Origin of the sequence: Tetragenococcus halophilus subsp. halophilus DSM 20339 (genome assembly GCF_003841405.1) — a bacterium.
In the GTDB taxonomy this organism is placed as follows: domain Bacteria; phylum Bacillota; class Bacilli; order Lactobacillales; family Enterococcaceae; genus Tetragenococcus; species Tetragenococcus halophilus.
The window spans coordinates 38595-56408 of the sequence record NZ_PXYA01000003.1 but is presented as its reverse complement, the minus strand read 5'-3'; the positions used below and the strand labels follow the sequence as shown (position 1 = coordinate 56408).

Genomic DNA, 17814 nt, shown 5'->3' with positions numbered 1-17814 from the left:
TAATTCCCCTGAAAATAAATAAAAAATGATTTATATTTATTTTGTTCGTTTTGTTTTTTTATAAAAACATCAATGTTATTTTAAAGAATAAATTGTGGCTGTTTTATACAATCGTTTATTGTTTGTGTTCTGACATGTAGACATTTTATAAAAAAATGAGGTATAATAGGACAAATGAAGTGTTTGTTTTTATTTTATTTATTATGTTAGGGGGCTGTTTTATATGAAGAAAAGAAATGTTATTAAGTTGGTTATGTTGGCAAGTACATTAGCGTTGGCTGGTTGCGGTGGGAGTGACAATAACGCTGAGGAAGATAATTCCGAAGGTAAAACAGAGGATGCTACAGTTAAAATTAATCAAGGAGACTATGTTTTACAAGACGGCGAAACAGTTGAAGATGGAGAAGGTTATCTAGCTCTAAATGTGGGCATTAAGAATAATACCGAAGAGACCTTACAGGTATCAGCAAGCGAATTATCGCTTTATGATAGTGATGATAATCAGATTTCTAATGCTGATATCTATACAGATGATGATGACTTTGAAATGTTTCGAGGAACAAACTTATCTGGAGGAAAAAGTACTTCGGGTTATGTAGTATTTAAAGTAGATAAAGATAAAAAATATAATTTACAATATGCACCAACAGCTTCTCAAGACGAAGAAGCCGATGCAGAAGAAGTGGAAATTGCATTAGATCCATCAGATTATAATGATCCTTCAGAAGATGTTCAAGAAGTGATGGATCAGTATATTTCTCAAGTATTTTTGGCTGATGAAAATACAGAAGATTCAGACAGTGATACGCAAGTACAATTAGAAAATAATACTGAAGAAGAACATGCAGATTTTAACCAAAGTTTTATTGATGAATTAAAAAATGAATTTGATGCTTACTCTCCTTCAGATGGTGAGCTACAAAAAGCAGTTGAAGCATTTGAAAAGACGAATCAGGAAAAAGCAAATGTTGAATATACCATGGCCTCCTTGACGCCTACTCATGCATCTGTTTATGTAAAACCAGAAGTGATTGATTTTAATAAAATTGACTTTGAAGCTATTACGAATAAATTTGTTGACGAAAACAAAGGGAAATATGACGATTATGAAAAGGCGCAACAAGATGCCGAAAAATATATTTTGCAGGAGCTTCCAGAACAACTTAACGAGGAAGATGTAGAACAGCCGCAGTATATGTCTGCAGATGGTTATAAAATAAATTTAACGCAAGAAGATGGTACGTGGACAGTCGATACTTCAGATTCAAATGATAATTATGATTATAAAGGGTTAATATCTGGTTTTATGGGAGGATTAGGTGACCAATAAAATAAAAAAGATCATCTTAATATTTGCTGTGCTATTGAGCGTTGTTATCGTCATGTTAGGGTGGAACTACTGGAAAAACTCTACAAAACATCAGGTGAAAATACTGACAGAGGCGATTGAGAAAAAAGATTATGAACAGTTTAAAGAAGTTGTTCCAAGCTTTGCTGATGGAAAGAAAATAAATAAACGGACTTTTGCGATTTTTGCGGGTAATTTTTCGGGTGAGAGTAAAAAAAGAATATAGAGAAATATGTGACTAATTCGAAAATTTTTACTCCTAAAAATCAAGACGATTGGATGAAACCCACACAATTTTTGCCATACCCACGTTATGTAGACTTAGAAATAGCAGATACAACAACGGCGACATTATCAGTTGGAAGCCATTTAGTGGAAAATAAGAATGAAAAAGCGGGGCCATTAATTGGTGCTAATTATGAAATTTCTTATGGTATTAGCAGTTCAATCTATGGAAAATCAGAAGAAAAACATAAGGAAAACCTTATTAGTGAAAATCAAACCTTTGATTTTGATGAACAACAATCTTTTGTACAAAGTAAAGATTTTCAAGAACAATTACTAAAACAAGTGGTTTCTTATTATGTATCTATGAATCAGGGAATCCAAAATGATTTAAATTTTGAAAATCTTGACGCGGCTCACAAAGACACGCAGGCATTATTGCAATATACTTTTGACGAATTACGTTCTTACGCTGAAACGATTGAACAATCCTTTCAAGAGTTTATCATGAATACCGAATCGCTTAAAGTTGAAGGAAGTGATGAGCCCACCGTCACATTTGATCTATATACAGACAATACCTTGTCTGTTGATTTAAAAACAGAAGAAGATAAACAAGAAGAAACACTATCTAATTCTTCCCATAATGCCATTGTGACATTACAATTTGATGAAGATATGGAGGAATGGCTGGTCCAGTCAATTGATTTTGAGACTTATGCTCAAGAACCAAATGATTGGCAGCAGAATCGAAAGTTTCAACTTTCAGAGGTAAATAAAGTTACTTGGCAAGAAAAAAAGGGGAAACAGGCCGATCTTTAGAACTAGCTTATAAACAGTCACTTACTTAATAAAAGAAAGAATGTTTTAGTAAAAACTAAATAATAAATCATGAAATCTCGGTGGTTTTCTTTGAATAAGACTATTTTTACGCTATAATATAAATGGTTTATTAATTTAAGTAATCTTAGGAGGACTGTAAATGGCAAAACAAGAAGTCGGCGTCGTCGGTATGGCCGTGATGGGTAAAAACTTAGCCTTAAACATTGAAAGTCGCGGATATTCCGTTGCGTTATATAATCGCACTGGTTCAAAAACAGAAACAGTTGTTGAAGAAAATTCGGATAAAAATTTAAAAGCTACCTATAGTGTAGAAGAATTTGTTAATGCAATCGAAAAACCTCGACGTATTGTATTAATGGTTAAAGCTGGTAAAGGAACGGATGCAACGATTCAATCACTATTACCTCACTTAGACCAAGGCGATGTATTAATCGATGGCGGAAATACCTTTTTTGAAAATACGATGCGAAGAAATGCTGAATTAGCGGACTCTGGAATTAACTTTATCGGCACTGGTGTTTCCGGTGGTGAAGAAGGCGCCTTGAAAGGACCTTCGATCATGCCAGGTGGACAAAAAGAAGCTTACGATTTAGTAGCGCCAATTTTAGAAAAAATTGCTGCTAAAGCAGAAGATGGTACACCATGTGTTACTTATATCGGTCCTAATGGCGCAGGTCACTATGTGAAAATGGTCCATAACGGAATTGAGTATGGAGATATGCAGTTAATTGCTGAATCATACGACTTGATGAAAAATGTATTAGGATTATCTGTTGATGAAATGGCTGATATTTTCTCAGAATGGAATCAAGGGGAACTGGATAGTTACTTAATTGAAATTACTGCTGATATTTTGACACGTAAGGATGACCAAGGTTCAGACCAACCGATTGTTGATATGATTTTAGACTCAGCAGGAAATAAAGGTACTGGTAAATGGACAAGTCAAAGTTCATTGGACTTGGGTGTACCTCTGCCTTTGATTACAGAATCTGTTTTTGCTCGCTATATTTCAGCCTTTAAACAAGAACGTGTACAAGCAAGTGAAATCTTACAAAAAACACCTGAATATTCCTTTACAGGGGATAAAAAAGAATTGCTCGAAAAAATTCGCCAAGCGTTGTATTTCAGCAAAATTATGAGTTATGCACAAGGATTTGCTCAATTGCGTGCAGCATCTGATGAGTATGATTGGAATCTGCCATTTGGTGAAATTGCCAAAATTTGGCGTGCTGGTTGTATTATCCGTGCACAATTTCTACAAAAAATTACAGATGCTTATGATAAAGATCCAGATATCGATAATCTGTTGTTAGATGATTATTTTAAAGAAATTGCGGAAAAATATCAGCAAGCGGTGCGAGATGTTATAGGCGTGGCTGTGCAAGCTGGCGTGCCGGTACCAACATTCTCCTCAGCGATTGCTTATTTTGATTCTTATCGTGCGAAAAGATTACCTGCTAATTTAATTCAAGCACAACGGGATTTCTTTGGTGCTCATACTTACGAAAGAGTAGATAAAGAAGGTATTTTCCATTATTCTTGGTATGATGAAAAATAAGAAAAAATGACGATAAAAAAAGAAAGAGATGAGTCCGTTCTAATTTTTTTTCGGACGAATCTCTTTTTTATTTTGTATGGACATGATAAACTCTGTATAGTGTTTTATTGTTAATACAGTAAATGAAGCCAAAAAAAGGAGAATAAAATTTAATGAGCGGTATTCTAATAATTGAAGACGAGAAAAATTTAGCTCGGTTTGTTGAATTAGAATTAAAGCATGAAGGTTACGATACCGAGGTTCATTATAATGGAAGAACTGGTTTAGACGCAGCGTTAAATAACGACTGGGATGCAATTTTGCTTGATTTGATGTTACCCGAGTTAAACGGCTTAGAAATATGTCGTAGAGTTCGTCAAATAAAAAATACACCTATTATTATGATGACTGCTCGTGACTCGGTGATCGATCGAGTTTCTGGTTTAGATCATGGTGCAGATGACTATATTGTTAAACCTTTTGCCATTGAGGAACTTTTGGCACGGTTACGAGCTTTATTGCGTCGCATTGATATTGAAGGAGACAAAAATTCTGGCAAACAGACGACGCTTAATTATTGTGATTTAGTTATAGAAAAAGAAAATCGTGTCGTAAGACGTGGCTCAGAAGTTATTGAGCTAACAAAACGAGAATACGAACTTTTACTAACTTTAATGGAAAATGTAAATGTTGTTTTAGCAAGAGACGTGTTGCTAAAAAAAGTTTGGGGATATCAGACAGAAATCGAAACAAACGTTGTGGATGTTTATATTCGTTATTTGCGTAATAAGATAGATCTCCCGGATGAAGAAAGTTATATACAAACAGTACGAGGTACAGGGTATGTGATGTGCTCGTGAAAAGAAAAAATAGTAAGAAAAAAGAACTTAGAAAACCTTCTTTGACGTTAAAGTGGGCTTTTGCAAGTTCTTTCTTTATATTTGTAGTCATTACCGCTTTTGCCGTTATTACATATAAAACAGCGGTTAATCTTATGTTTGAAAGAGAGCAAGAAGATGCAGAACAGACCACTTATGAGGCCGTTTCTCATTTAGCTGATGCTAATAAGGAACTAGATAGACAGACTTCTTATGAAAATTTAATTGAATTCCCTGATATAAATAGTAATTTAGAAAAAGACACTCCAGAAAAGAGTAGTTATGTATCTGAATTTGGACAAGTTAATCTGAGCTTATATGTTTATGATCTACAAGAAAAACTAGTTTTTAGGACAAGTCAAGCTGCGCTAAACTTACAATCACAAAACGCTCAAGGGCCTACACTTGTAAGAAATAAAGGGCAAGCTGCTTTCTTATTGATACAGCCAGTTTACTCAAAAGATACGCGAGAAAAAATAGGTTATGCGCAGGCCTTTTATAATATTTCTTCGTTTTATGATATTCGAAATCACTTGCTTATCACCTTGATTATATTAGAAATTCTGTTCTTAGTTGTAAGTAGTATTCTGGGGTATTTATTATCTGCTCATTTTTTAAAACCATTGAAGACACTACGTAATACAATGGAAAATATTCAAAAAGACCCTCAAACAACAATTCATGCTCCTGAACCAAAAAGTAAAGATGAACTGGCGGACTTATCAGATATATTTAATGATATGCTAGATCGGATGCGTTCTTATACTGAACAACAGGAACAATTCGTTGAGGATGTTTCACATGAATTACGTACACCTGTTGCTGTTATTGAGGGACACTTAAAGATGTTGCAGCGATGGGGAAAAGAGGACCCAGAAGTGTTAGAAGAATCAATAGAAGCAAGTTTACAAGAAATTGCTAGGATGAAAACTTTAGTTCAAGAGATGCTGGATCTTTCGCGTGCGGAACAAGTCGATATCTATTATAAAAACGAAACTTCTTCAGCTAAAGAGATTGTCTACCAAGTCTTTAACAATTTTAAGATGTTATATCCAGAATTTATGTTTACAATTGATGATGATTTAAATGAAGAAGAAACAGTGAAAATCTATCGTGATCATTTCGAACAAATTTTAATCATTATCATGGATAATGCAATTAAGTATTCTACCCAACGCAAAGAAATCCACCTTTCCATTTCTCGTAACCAAACAGAATTAGAATTGGCTATACAAGATTTTGGTGAAGGTATTACGCAAGAAAATCTCAATAAAATTTTTGATCGTTTTTATCGAGTGGATAAAGCAAGAGCCAGGGATAAAGGTGGAAATGGTTTAGGTTTATCGATCGTTAAAAAATTATTAGATAATTATAAAGGTACAATTGTAGCGGAAAGTAGTTTAGGTCAAGGAACGGTTTTTAAAATAAGTCTTCCTTTGGCTTAAATAAAAGGGCGAATTATTTACTCGGTTTTTTCTGGAAATTTTAGAAAATAATAACAAATAAACGAACTTTGAAAATGAACTGAGCATAAAAGTTCGTTTTCAAAGTTTTTCTTCATTTCATTAATTTTTATCATTGATTTTTACTCAAAGAATTGCTATATTAATAGATGTGCTTAATAAGCCAATACATTTTTTTGAGATTTATTAATAAAAAAAGTTGTTGACGAGTTTAAGAACAAATGATATTATAACAAAGGCGTTAAATTAAACGTTATTGTGGTTTAAATGTTAACCACATGTTTGATTAAATATTTTGTCTCAAACTTGCAAAAAGATATTGACAAACACTTGTCGAATTGATAAGATATAAAAGTTGCTACGGCAACAAGCAGTAGACCTTTGAAAACTGAACAAAGCAAGCAAACGAACCAATGTGTCGGGCGCTTCTTTGAAAGAAGAAGCAACCAAGCAATAAACGCGAACAACACGCGAGCAAAAAGTTGAAGAGCTAAGTACGATCAACGGTGTTGATCGATCAAATTCAAGATGAGAGTTTGATCCTGGCTCAGGACGAACGCTGGCGGCGTGCCTAATACATGCAAGTCGAACGCTGCTTAAGAAGAAACTTCGGTTTTTTCTTAAGTGGAGTGGCGGACGGGTGAGTAACACGTGGGGAACCTATCCATCAGCGGGGGATAACACTTGGAAACAGGTGCTAATACCGCATACGGCTTTTTTTCACCTGAAAGAAAGCTCAAAGGCGCTTTACAGCGTCACTGATGGCTGGTCCCGCGGTGCATTAGCCAGTTGGTGAGGTAACGGCTCACCAAAGCAACGATGCATAGCCGACCTGAGAGGGTGATCGGCCACACTGGGACTGAGACACGGCCCAGACTCCTACGGGAGGCAGCAGTAGGGAATCTTCGGCAATGGACGCAAGTCTGACCGAGCAACGCCGCGTGAGTGAAGAAGGTTTTCGGATCGTAAAGCTCTGTTGTCAGCAAAGAACAGGAGAAAGAGGAAATGCTTTTTCCATGACGGTAGCTGACCAGAAAGCCACGGCTAACTACGTGCCAGCAGCCGCGGTAATACGTAGGTGGCAAGCGTTGTCCGGATTTATTGGGCGTAAAGCGAGCGCAGGCGGTGATTTAAGTCTGATGTGAAAGCCCCCAGCTCAACTGGGGAGGGTCATTGGAAACTGGATCACTTGAGTGCAGAAGAGGAGAGTGGAATTCCATGTGTAGCGGTGAAATGCGTAGATATATGGAGGAACACCAGTGGCGAAGGCGGCTCTCTGGTCTGTAACTGACGCTGAGGCTCGAAAGCGTGGGTAGCAAACAGGATTAGATACCCTGGTAGTCCACGCCGTAAACGATGAGTGCTAAGTGTTGGAGGGTTTCCGCCCTTCAGTGCTGCAGTTAACGCATTAAGCACTCCGCCTGGGGAGTACGACCGCAAGGTTGAAACTCAAAGGAATTGACGGGGGCCCGCACAAGCGGTGGAGCATGTGGTTTAATTCGAAGCAACGCGAAGAACCTTACCAGGTCTTGACATCCTTTGACCGCCCTAGAGATAGGGTTTCCCCTTCGGGGGCAAAGTGACAGGTGGTGCATGGTTGTCGTCAGCTCGTGTCGTGAGATGTTGGGTTAAGTCCCGTAACGAGCGCAACCCTTATTGTTAGTTGCCAGCATTGAGTTGGGCACTCTAGCAAGACTGCCGGTGACAAACCGGAGGAAGGCGGGGATGACGTCAAATCATCATGCCCCTTATGACCTGGGCTACACACGTGCTACAATGGGAAGTACAACGAGCAAGCCAAGCCGCAAGGCCTAGCGAATCTCTGAAAGCTTCTCTCAGTTCGGATTGCAGGCTGCAACTCGCCTGCATGAAGCCGGAATCGCTAGTAATCGCGGATCAGCATGCCGCGGTGAATCCGTTCCCGGGCCTTGTACACACCGCCCGTCACACCACGAGAGTTTGTAACACCCAAAGTCGGTGCGGCAACCCTTAGGGGAGCCAGCCGCCTAAGGTGGGACGAATGATTGGGGTGAAGTCGTAACAAGGTAGCCGTATCGGAAGGTGCGGCTGGATCACCTCCTTTCTAAGGAAAAATACGGAAGGTCGACACATCGTTTGCGCTTTGTTCAGTTTTGAGAGGTTTACTCTCAAAATTTGGTTCTTTGAAAACTGGATAGAAAAACAACAATCAACACCAACCGAGAATCCGCGTTGAACACGTTTTTTAACGAAGTTTACGCACATGTTCGAAGGGCTTTGATCGCTCAAAGCAAGAACCTTCGAGAAACCCTTGACCGCAAGGTCAAGTCAGGTTAAGTAAGAAAGGGCGCACGGCGGATGCCTTGGCACTAGGAGCCGATGAAGGACGGGACCAACACCGATATGCTCTGGGGAGCTGTAAGTAAGCTTGGATCCAGAGATTTCCGAATGGGGAAACCTCGCATTTTTAATAGAATGCGGCTTGATCTGTGAATACATAGCAGGCAAGCGGAAGACGCAGTGAACTGAAACATCTTAGTAGCTGCAGGAAGAAAAAGAAAAATCGATTCCCTGAGTAGCGGCGAGCGAAACGGGAACAGCCCAAACCAGAATGCTTGCATTCTGGGGTTGTAGGACGTTTATGAACGGATGGGAATGTTAGCCGAAGGCTTTGGGAAAAGCCGCCGGAGCGGGTAAGAGCCCCGTAGGCGAAAACAATCAAGTCCGTAAACGGATCCTGAGTACGACGGGACACGCGAAATGCCGTCGGAAACCGGGAGGACCATCTCCCAAGGCTAAATACTCCCTAGTGACCGATAGTGAACCAGTACCGTGAGGGAAAGGTGAAAAGCACCCCGGAAGGGGAGTGAAAGAGAACCTGAAACCGTGTGCTTACAAGGAGTTAGAGCCCGTTAATGGGTGATAGCGTGCCTTTTGCAGAATGAACCGGCGAGTTGCGCTGGCTGGCGAGGTTAAGTCTGAAAAGACGGAGCCGCAGCGAAAGCGAGTCTGAAATGGGCGTTGAGTCAGACGGCGCAGACCCGAAACCAGGTGATCTACCCATGTCCAGGTTGAAGGTGCGGTAAAACGCACTGGAGGACCGAACCCACGTACGTTGAAAAGTGCGGGGATGAGATGTGGGTAGCGGAGAAATTCCAAACGAACTTGGAGATAGCTGGTTCTCTCCGAAATAGCTTTAGGGCTAGCGTCAAGGAAGCAATGATGGAGGTAGAGCACTGTTTGGACGAGGGGCCCGTCTTGGGTTACCGAATCCAGATAAACTCCGAATGCCATTGATTGAGCCTTGGCAGTCAGACGGTGAGTGATAAGATCCATCGTCGAAAGGGAAACAGCCCAGACCACCAGCTAAGGCCCCTAAATGTATGTTAAGTGGAAAAGGAGGTGGGGTTGCTTAGACAACTAGGATGTTGGCTTAGAAGCAGCCATCATTGAAAGAGTGCGTAATAGCTCACTAGTCGAGTGACCCTGCGCCGAAAATGTACCGGGGCTAAACATACTGCCGAAGCTGTGGAAAACACCTTAGGTGTTTTGGTAGGAGAGCGTTCTAAGGGCGGTGAAGGTCGACTGAGAAGACGGCTGGAGCGCTTAGAAGTGAGAATGCCGGTATGAGTAGCGAAAGACAGGTGAGAATCCTGTCCACCGTAAGACGAAGGTTTCCTGGGGAAGGCTCGTCCGCCCAGGGTTAGTCGGGACCTAAGCTGAGGCCGAAAGGCGTAAGCGATGGCCAACAGGTTGATATTCCTGTACCTGTTATCTTCATTTGAGTGATGGAGGGACGCAGGAGGCAAAAGAAAGCAGACGAATGGAAAGGTCTGTCCAAGCAGTAAATCGGAGAAAGAGTCAAAGGCTTTTTCTTGTCAACGACAAGCTGTGACGGGGAGGGAAATTTAAGTACCGAAGTTCTGGCGTCACACTGCCAAGAAAAACTTCTAGCAAGAAGGTAATGGCCCGTACCGCAAACCGACACAGGTCGTCGAGGAGAGTATCCTCAGGTGAGCGAGCGAACTCTCGTTAAGGAACTCGGCAAAATGACCCCGTAACTTCGGGAGAAGGGGTGCTGCTCTAACGAGCAGCCGCAGTGAATAGGCCCAAGCGACTGTTTATCAAAAACACAGGTCTCTGCAAAATCGTAAGATGACGTATAGGGGCTGACGCCTGCCCGGTGCTGGAAGGTTAAGAGGAGTGCTTAGCGTAAGCGAAGGTACGAATTGAAGCCCCAGTAAACGGCGGCCGTAACTATAACGGTCCTAAGGTAGCGAAATTCCTTGTCGGGTAAGTTCCGACCCGCACGAAAGGCGCAACGATTTGGGCACTGTCTCAACGAGAGACTCGGTGAAATTTTAGTACCTGTGAAAATGCAGGTTACCCGCGACAGGACGGAAAGACCCCATGGAGCTTTACTGTAATTTGATATTGGGTGTCTGTGATGCATGTACAGCATAGGTAGGAGCCGTAGAATTCGGGACGCGAGTCTCGAAGGAGGCATCCGTGGGATACTACCCTTGCATTATGGCCACTCTAACCCGCGCCACTGATCGTGGCGGGAGACAGTGTCAGATGGGCAGTTTGACTGGGGCGGTCGCCTCCTAAAAAGTAACGGAGGCGCCCCAAGGTTCCCTCAGAATGGTTGGAAATCATTCAAAGAGTGTAAAGGCAGAAGGGAGCTTGACTGTGAGAGCAACAACTCGAGCAGGGACGAAAGTCGGGCTTAGTGATCCGGTGGTTCCGCATGGAAGGGCCATCGCTCAACGGATAAAAGCTACCCTGGGGATAACAGGCTTATCTCCCCCAAGAGTCCACATCGACGGGGAGGTTTGGCACCTCGATGTCGGCTCGTCGCATCCTGGGGCTGTAGTCGGTCCCAAGGGTTGGGCTGTTCGCCCATTAAAGCGGCACGCGAGCTGGGTTCAGAACGTCGTGAGACAGTTCGGTCCCTATCCGTCGCGGGCGTAGGAAATTTGCGAGGCGCTGTCCTTAGTACGAGAGGACCGGGATGGACCTACCGCTGGTGGACCAGTTGTCGTGCCAACGGCATCGCTGGGTAGCTAAGTAGGGCAGGAATAAACGCTGAAAGCATCTAAGCGTGAAGTCCCCCTCAAGATGAGATTTCCCCTTTCTAAAAGAAAGTAAGATCCCTGAGAGAAGATCAGGTAGATAGGTTCGAAGTGGAAGACCCGCGAGGGTTGGAGCGGACGAATACTAATCGATCGAGGACTTAACCACAAAGGTTTGTGGGTTTTCGGTTCATTGACGTTGTTTTTCATCCAGTTTTGAGGGAACCAAAAGGTTCACTCAACGTCAAGTTGTGTGGTGATGATGGCAAGAAGGAGACACCTGTTCCCATGCCGAACACAGTCGTTAAGCTTCTTAGCGCCAATTGTAGTGAGGGGCTTCCCCTTGTGAGAGTAGGACATCGCCACGCATTATTCCGGCATAGCTCAGTTGGTAGTAGCGCATGACTGTTAATCATGATGTCGTAGGTTCGAGTCCTACTGCCGGAGTTTTATAAAACAGTGAAAGTGGTCAAAGTACATAAATACTTTGACCACTTTTTTTAGGGAAAAATTATTTTAATTTATGACTTTTTTATTTATATATACCTTTTAGTAAAGGAATAATTTGTTTAACAAAGTCTTCTTTTGTATAAGTGTTGTCTGAAATATAAATTTCAATAAATTCAATAATACCACTGGCGAAAAAACGCAAAAAAAGCTGGAAATCTAGTTGCTGATCTTCAATAAGTTTTTGATCAATGTTTTCTTTAAGTTGGTTAATAACTAATTCTTTTAACTGTTTTTTATAGCTATTTGAATTTGGAATTTTGAATAAACGTTCAAAAAATAAACGATGTTCATTAAAGTAATCGAACCAAATTTCACTTCCCTTTTTAAGTCCTAACCCCTTTTTTCTTTCACAGATCACTTCTAATTCCGTAAATGCCTTTTTTACAATTGAATCAACTAAATCATATTTATCTAAATAGTGCAGATAAAATGTTTTCCGACCGATCTCGGCTTCTTCAGTAATACCTTTTACTGTGATCTGTTCGAAATTATAGTGATAAAATAACGTCATAAAACTTTCCTCAATGCTACGTTTGGTTTTTTTTACGCGTAAATCTTCTTTTTCCATTATTATCTCGTCCTTTTTACAACCCATTTTTCAAAGACTGTGTAATAAAACACATATCTGCTGAGATATGAATTGAAATCTATTGTTTAACTGTTATTATTTGATTATACACTTAAGAGTTATAAAACTCTAGAGTGAATTAAAAGAGTGAGGTTGATATTATGAATGAACAGAAGTTTACGTTTCCTATAAGAGAAGTAAAAACGACTGGAATCTTAAGAACACCTGATGATGTACAAGGGGCGCTTCCAACAATTGTGATAATGCATCCTATTAGCAGTGTAAAAGAACAAACTTCAAGTATTTATGCTAAACGTTTAACAGAAGATGGGTTTGCTACTTTTGTATTTGACGCAAGTCATCAAGGAGAATTACATGAAGCACCCGAATATATTGAAGTACCTTATTATCGTGTAAATGATGTAAAATGGGCGATTGACTTTTTGAATACTTTAGATGTTGTTGATAATGATCGTATTGGAATTGCTGGTATTTGTGGCGGCGGTGGCTATGCAGTTAATGCTGCATTGACCGAAAAACGTATTAAAGCCGTTGCTTCATTAACAGGAGCAAATTATGGCATGTTGACACGCGAAGGTGACATGTCTCCACAATCAGCGCTAGATAGTTTACACATGGTTGCAAAACAACGTGAAGCTGAAGCTATGGGAGCTGAAGCAGCATTTACGCAATACTCACCTAATTCCCATGAAGAACGGAAACATGCCGGCACGGAAGATATCGATATTATTCAAGCTGTCGATTATTATGAAGAACATGCTCCTCATCCAAACCGTACAAACAGATATCATGTAACAGATATCGGAGAAGTAGCAGGTTGGGATGCTACCCATTTGGCAGACGAGTTGTTGGATCAATCATTAATTATTTTTGCAGGTAAAATTCCAGGGACTTTTGGTGCTTACCGTACAGCTTATGAATTATACGATAAAGCTTTAACGACCGATAAACAACTAAAAATATTACCACAAACCACCCATTATGATATTTATGATAAGCCGGAAACCGTAGATACCATTATGAAAGACTTAACGCCTTTCTTTCAAGAAAAATTATAATATAAGTATATAAATTTTTGCTTCCCTTCAGTTTTTAAGATGAAGGGAATTTTTTTATTTGAATGATAAAAGTTCCGTAATTGAAAACATAAAATGATATGCTAAAATAAAAGATAACAAAAAGGAGTTGAAATACTTTTGAAAAAACAGAAAATTCTATTTGATCTAGATGGGACGATTATTGATTCAAGTCAAGGAATCTTTGCCTCGCTTAACTATGCAATGAAAGAGATGAATCGTAATCCTCTCGATTCAAAAACATTAAAATCATTTATTGGTCCACCTCTAGTTGAGTCTTTCATCAAAACTGGTATGACAGAAGAAGAAGCCAAAGAAGCGGTTGATCATTATCGTACTTTATATAAAAAAGAAGGAATGTATCAAGTTACGCTTTATGATGGTATACAGGAAGTTTTGACTCAATTAGCTGAGCGATACGATTTATTTCTCGCTACATCAAAACCAGAATTTTTTGCAGTGAAAATTATTCATCATTTAGAGCTTGCGGAATTTTTCGAAGGAATTTATGGAGCAGACCTAGACGGTATCCGTTCTGAAAAAAGAGCAGTTATCCATGACGCTTTAAAAGCAGAAAAAGTGGAAGAACTTTCTACTGTAGTGATGATTGGAGACCGAGCGCACGATATAATAGGAGCAAAAGAAAACAATATTGATAATATTGGCGTTCTTTATGGCTTTGGTGATAAAGAAGAGTTAGTGAATGCTGGGGCACAGAAGATAGTAGCGAAACCTAGAGACTTACTAGATGTTTTTCAATAGAGGTACAATTTTGTAGAAAAAAGATGGAATGTGGTTGACAAGTACAGTTCTTTTCGGTAAGCTGTATTTTGTGTTAAATAACTGCCGTCTTAGCTCAGCAGGTAGAGCACCACCATGGTAAGGTGGGGGTCGCCGGTTCGAGTCCGGCAGACGGCTTGGCTTGGGAACCTTGATATGTCAAGGTTCTTTTTTTACTTTCTTTGCCATTCATTCATTTCTCTATGGAAAAAAGTGACGAAAAAGGGACGACTTTTTATTTTTCAAAAAAATCCGAAAAACGTTGGGCAGATTTTTGATGAACTTGTGGGCGAACATGGGAGTAAATATCCAATGTTGTTTCCACTTTAACGTGACCGAGTCTTTGTTGTACGATTTTAGGATGCTCATTCATTTCAAGCATTAGTGTAGCCTGTGTATGACGTAGTTCATGAAAAGTTACGTTAGGAACTTCAGCACGTTTGCAAATTTGAATTCTTGCGCGCTTGATGTTACTTTTCATTAGAAAGCCACCTTTTTCATTAGAAGCAACTAATGTACTTTGAGGAAACTGATTTTGTTTGTAATCCTTTAAGAATTCGCTTTGCTGCTGTGAAAGAGGAATTGAACGCTCAGATGCTTTTGTTTTTAAGCGTCCTAATTCTTTTGTCTCTTCGTGATAGGCTTGTCTGATATAAAGGACATTATTTTTCAAATCAACATCTTCCCATTGCAAACCTAAAGCTTCTCCTAATCTTAAGCCAAACTGTAAAGCTAACCAAAAAGCCATATAACTTTGATAGTTTTTTGCAAACAATAAAAATTGGTGACATTGGTCTTTAGTTAATGTCATTTTAGGTTTATATTCTATCTTAGGTTTAGAAACACCCTGTAAAGGGTTAGCCTTTAATTCATTCCAACTAAGCATCATTTTATAAATCTGGTTTAACAAAGTATAAAATTTTATAACAGTGCCACCGGTTAAATTAAGTTCCTTTTTATTCAAAAATTTTTGTATTTCTAAGGGTCTCAATTCGTTTAATAAACGATGACCTAGTTCAGGTTGAATATGATTTTTATAATTTGATTTGGCGATTTTTAGAGCTTTAATGGACAAATTTTTTGGTGCTATTAAAGTAATATAATCATCAAACCCATCATCCAATGTTTTATTTGTTTCTTTTGAATATTCCCCAGTTAAAAATTCTTTTTTCTGATTTATCTCATCTAACTCAGCTTCTTTCTTTGTTTTTCTATGGACACCGAGATACCGTTTCCCTTTGAAATAAACTTTAGAACGGTAGGTGGCTTTAATATTTTTATGCTTTATTTTTTCAATTGCCATTTTCTTTCAAACCTTTCAAATGAATTGAAAGAGAACAGCTACATACACGCTTACCATACCAAACTGTCCTCTGTTTTTCAATTTTTATTCGTTCGGCTGTTCTAATATCCACTGCTTAAGAAAAGTATTTGTTTCTTGCACCGGGAAAACCCATTTGCGTCCAACTCTTCTTCTAATTTGTCTAAAACGTGGATCGTTGAAGAAAGTATTCATAATATGTCCTTTAGAAAAAGAAGTGATAGTGACTAAATCGTCAAGGTCGTAAAAAATTTTATTGTCATCAAACGCTTTTATTTTTAACTTAATTTGTTCGATTATTTGACTTTCCAAGGCTTCCTCATTGATTTGTATATTTAGAAAATCTATTTCAGACATTATGAATCCTCCATTTAAAAAATTTGAGTTGATTATGTATTTAGTTTTCAAAGAGCAGGTGAGTGAAAGATTAGCACTATACTTATTATTTACTGGTACTATAAGAACTACATAGCTTTAAATTTAGGAGAAAACCTCCTTTCATACTAAGTCCCGACTCGAAAGGGGATTTTGTTGCATTTTTTGGAAATTTTGTTAAACTTTTTTGTTTATTGAGAATGTTAACTTTATGAATTAGTAGAAAAGATCTCAAATAAATAGTTATTTAGCATATCTGACAAATGGAAAAAGCAGAAAAAACGTCTCTTCATTCTAAGTCCCAATTTAAAAAGTGGATTTGTTGCAACTTTGGATTTTTTTGTTTAATTATGGCGTTTTTTTATAATAAACTGTAAAGATATGAATTTGTAGGCTCTTTCGAATTGAATAACAAAATTTGTTGTGTTATTCTGCTTATATAAGGAAGAATAGTTAGCGGTTTATTTATTAAGTTTATATAAGGTGAATTTATGGAGATTCAGTCTATTGTTAATGATACTTTGTGCAACCTTTTAATAGCCAGTGATTATATTGAAAATTATCTATTAGAAGACCCGCATTTAGCTAATAACTTTGTACAAATAATAAAAAATTTAAAGAATAGATTTATCATAAAAAATAATAAGTTGTGTAACTCAGATGGCAGCGTAGCGAAGTTACCAATAGAACTATCATTAAAAAATAGAATGGGAGCTTTACAAAGATCAGAAATTGTTAAAGTTTTAAATAATCATTTTTATAGTTTTGAAATTAGAATGGATGATTCTTATGAGCATCAAAGAATTATCTTTTTTGTGTATGATAAAACTTTTCAGTCTATTATAATGACATATGGGTTTACAAAACAAAATGGAATAAAAATTACTGATACAACCAATTTTGCTGGTAACAAAACCGATTTTATTAGAAATGATGTTTATATAAATGATAATGAAGAACTTTGGAGGGGGGATGAGGAACATGCAATTAAATATACTGGATAAACTTCTACAAAAAAAACAGCCTCAGATATACGAAAAAGTTCATTCACCCCAATATGATCTTTCTACTGAGTTATTAAAATTACGTACTGAAAATAATTTATCCGTTGAAGAATTTTCAAGTATGATAGGAGTAACGGAAAAAGAATATTTAGATTTTGAATTTGGTGAGTTAAATAAAACAATCGATGAATATAATCAGCTTATAAATAGCGCTAAAAAAAAGATTGCTTTTAGGAACTATATTGGGTCTGAGCTAAAAGATTTTGTTTTAACTGGCGAAATAAGAACAAGTGCAGGTTATAAATGGCCTGAGGAGGAACAAAGTTGGGACAGAAAAGAGACTATGAATTCGAAAGGTTTAGCCTTGGTAAACTAGAATTCGCTCCGCATCCTTTTGAAAAAGGATTAACGTATGAAGCTTCATTAATTCCTGAGATAAACGAAGATAATGAAAATAGCGCTAGATTGACTATGAATTTTAAATTGTCAAATAGAGAAAATGGAAGTTGTATGTTTTATATAGAAGATACCGCTTATTTCACTATAAGTGATGAGTTCGGGGATTTTGATGTAAGAAATAAAAAAGTACAAGAAATGATAGATATAGTTACCAAAGACATTGTCAAATTGGTATATGATATATCAAGCAAAGCTTTTGACCAACCGATATCTCTTAATATTAACGCGCAAAGTTTTATTGAACAAATGGAGAACAATTGAGAATAGCCCCCCTGTCGGAATGACAAGGGGGGTTTAATAATGACTCTAACTTTTTAATAATACGCCAAATGTTTATTTATCTTCATAA

Annotated in this window: 14 protein-coding genes, 2 tRNA genes and 3 rRNA genes; 16 read left to right on the top strand and 3 right to left on the bottom strand. The window is 38.3% G+C overall.

The features are described 5' to 3' along the window. The first annotated feature begins 223 nt into the window (after positions 1 to 223). The 10 genes from C7K42_RS09960 (at position 224) to C7K42_RS09915 (ending at position 11798) form a co-directional block, all read left to right on the top strand. Positions 224 to 1330, top strand: coding sequence for a DUF4352 domain-containing protein (locus C7K42_RS09960; RefSeq protein WP_014124291.1), 1107 nt, complete (start codon positions 224 to 226; stop codon positions 1328 to 1330). Continuing rightward, complete coding sequence (locus C7K42_RS09955; protein WP_014124292.1) at positions 1320 to 1574, top strand: hypothetical protein; 255 nt, start codon at positions 1320 to 1322, stop codon at positions 1572 to 1574. The genes C7K42_RS09960 and C7K42_RS09955 overlap by 11 nt, the downstream gene beginning before the upstream one ends. A gap of 8 nt (positions 1575 to 1582) precedes the next feature. Beyond that, positions 1583 to 2395: a hypothetical protein gene (locus C7K42_RS09950; protein ID WP_014124293.1), complete on the top strand. Its 813-nt coding sequence runs from the start codon at positions 1583 to 1585 to the stop codon at positions 2393 to 2395. Between the two features lie 160 nt (positions 2396 to 2555). Then, the gene (gndA, locus tag C7K42_RS09945) at positions 2556 to 3977 is read left to right on the top strand and encodes an NADP-dependent phosphogluconate dehydrogenase (RefSeq protein WP_014124294.1); all 1422 of its coding nucleotides are present in this window, start codon (positions 2556 to 2558) and stop codon (positions 3975 to 3977) included. 152 nt (positions 3978 to 4129) lie between these two features. After that, positions 4130 to 4816 (top strand): response regulator transcription factor, encoded by a 687-nt coding sequence (locus tag C7K42_RS09940; protein ID WP_124175427.1) that lies wholly within the window; start codon positions 4130 to 4132, stop codon positions 4814 to 4816. Then, entirely contained in the window at positions 4807 to 6279 is a 1473-nt protein-coding gene (locus C7K42_RS09935; protein ID WP_124175426.1) for a HAMP domain-containing sensor histidine kinase, read from the top strand. The genes C7K42_RS09940 and C7K42_RS09935 overlap by 10 nt, the downstream gene beginning before the upstream one ends. Positions 6280 to 6821: 542 nt before the next feature. Next, positions 6822 to 8380 (top strand): 16S ribosomal RNA (locus C7K42_RS09930). 227 nt (positions 8381 to 8607) lie between these two features. Then, a 23S ribosomal RNA gene (locus tag C7K42_RS09925) occupies positions 8608 to 11520 on the top strand. Positions 11521 to 11603: 83 nt separating this feature from the next. Further along, a 5S ribosomal RNA gene (gene rrf, locus C7K42_RS09920) occupies positions 11604 to 11719 on the top strand. Together the 16S, 23S and 5S rRNA genes with 1 tRNA gene alongside form the textbook arrangement of a ribosomal RNA operon. Before the next feature lie 5 nt (positions 11720 to 11724). Further along, a tRNA-Asn gene (locus C7K42_RS09915) sits at positions 11725 to 11798 on the top strand. Positions 11799 to 11883: 85 nt separating this feature from the next. Here the strand turns inward: C7K42_RS09915 and C7K42_RS09910 are convergent. Continuing rightward, positions 11884 to 12429 (bottom strand): TetR/AcrR family transcriptional regulator C-terminal domain-containing protein, encoded by a 546-nt coding sequence (locus tag C7K42_RS09910; protein ID WP_014124297.1) that lies wholly within the window; start codon positions 12427 to 12429, stop codon positions 11884 to 11886. 161 nt (positions 12430 to 12590) lie between these two features. Here C7K42_RS09910 and C7K42_RS09905 point away from each other — a divergent pair, with 161 nt between their 5' ends. The 3 genes from C7K42_RS09905 to C7K42_RS09895 all read left to right on the top strand — a co-directional run bounded on the left by C7K42_RS09905 (position 12591) and on the right by C7K42_RS09895 (position 14444). Then, positions 12591 to 13508, top strand: a complete 918-nt coding sequence (locus C7K42_RS09905; protein ID WP_014124298.1) for an alpha/beta hydrolase — start codon at positions 12591 to 12593, stop codon at positions 13506 to 13508. A gap of 138 nt (positions 13509 to 13646) precedes the next feature. Continuing rightward, positions 13647 to 14288, top strand: coding sequence for an HAD hydrolase-like protein (locus tag C7K42_RS09900; protein ID WP_014124299.1), 642 nt, complete (start codon positions 13647 to 13649; stop codon positions 14286 to 14288). Between the two features lie 83 nt (positions 14289 to 14371). Next, positions 14372 to 14444, top strand: a tRNA-Thr gene (locus C7K42_RS09895). A gap of 97 nt (positions 14445 to 14541) precedes the next feature. Here C7K42_RS09895 and C7K42_RS09890 read toward each other — a convergent pair. Both C7K42_RS09890 and C7K42_RS09885 read right to left on the bottom strand, forming a co-directional pair. Further along, on the bottom strand, positions 14542 to 15609 hold the full coding sequence (locus C7K42_RS09890) for a tyrosine-type recombinase/integrase (RefSeq protein WP_014124300.1): 1068 nt from the start codon (positions 15607 to 15609) through the stop codon (positions 14542 to 14544). An 84-nt stretch (positions 15610 to 15693) separates the two neighbouring features. Next, positions 15694 to 15984, bottom strand: a complete 291-nt coding sequence (locus tag C7K42_RS09885; protein WP_014124301.1) for a hypothetical protein — start codon at positions 15982 to 15984, stop codon at positions 15694 to 15696. A gap of 509 nt (positions 15985 to 16493) precedes the next feature. Between C7K42_RS09885 and C7K42_RS09880 the strand changes: the two genes are divergently transcribed. Genes C7K42_RS09880 through C7K42_RS09870 form a run of 3 tightly spaced genes read left to right on the top strand, consistent with a single transcriptional unit; the run spans position 16494 to position 17726 of the window. After that, positions 16494 to 17006, top strand: coding sequence for a hypothetical protein (locus C7K42_RS09880; RefSeq protein ID WP_014124302.1), 513 nt, complete (start codon positions 16494 to 16496; stop codon positions 17004 to 17006). Beyond that, on the top strand, positions 16984 to 17382 hold the full coding sequence (locus C7K42_RS09875) for a helix-turn-helix domain-containing protein (protein ID WP_103083542.1): 399 nt from the start codon (positions 16984 to 16986) through the stop codon (positions 17380 to 17382). The genes C7K42_RS09880 and C7K42_RS09875 overlap by 23 nt, the downstream gene beginning before the upstream one ends. Further along, positions 17331 to 17726: a hypothetical protein gene (locus tag C7K42_RS09870; protein ID WP_041591781.1), complete on the top strand. Its 396-nt coding sequence runs from the start codon at positions 17331 to 17333 to the stop codon at positions 17724 to 17726. The genes C7K42_RS09875 and C7K42_RS09870 overlap by 52 nt, the downstream gene beginning before the upstream one ends. Positions 17727 to 17814 lie beyond the last annotated feature (88 nt).

Bases quoted from the DNA above. Each gene is read 5' to 3' on its own strand.
- C7K42_RS09960 (WP_014124291.1), top strand. From the start codon at position 224: ATGAAGAAAAGAAATGTTATTAAGTTGGTTATGTTGGCAAGTACATTA.
- gndA (WP_014124294.1), top strand. From the start codon at position 2,556: ATGGCAAAACAAGAAGTCGGCGTCGTCGGTATGGCCGTGATGGGTAAA.
- C7K42_RS09940 (WP_124175427.1), top strand. From the start codon at position 4,130: ATGAGCGGTATTCTAATAATTGAAGACGAGAAAAATTTAGCTCGGTTT.
- C7K42_RS09910 (WP_014124297.1), bottom strand. From the start codon at position 12,429: ATGGAAAAAGAAGATTTACGCGTAAAAAAAACCAAACGTAGCATTGAG.
- C7K42_RS09905 (WP_014124298.1), top strand. From the start codon at position 12,591: ATGAATGAACAGAAGTTTACGTTTCCTATAAGAGAAGTAAAAACGACT.
- C7K42_RS09890 (WP_014124300.1), bottom strand. From the start codon at position 15,609: ATGGCAATTGAAAAAATAAAGCATAAAAATATTAAAGCCACCTACCGT.
- C7K42_RS09885 (WP_014124301.1), bottom strand. From the start codon at position 15,984: ATGTCTGAAATAGATTTTCTAAATATACAAATCAATGAGGAAGCCTTG.
- C7K42_RS09880 (WP_014124302.1), top strand. From the start codon at position 16,494: ATGGAGATTCAGTCTATTGTTAATGATACTTTGTGCAACCTTTTAATA.
- C7K42_RS09875 (WP_103083542.1), top strand. From the start codon at position 16,984: ATGCAATTAAATATACTGGATAAACTTCTACAAAAAAAACAGCCTCAG.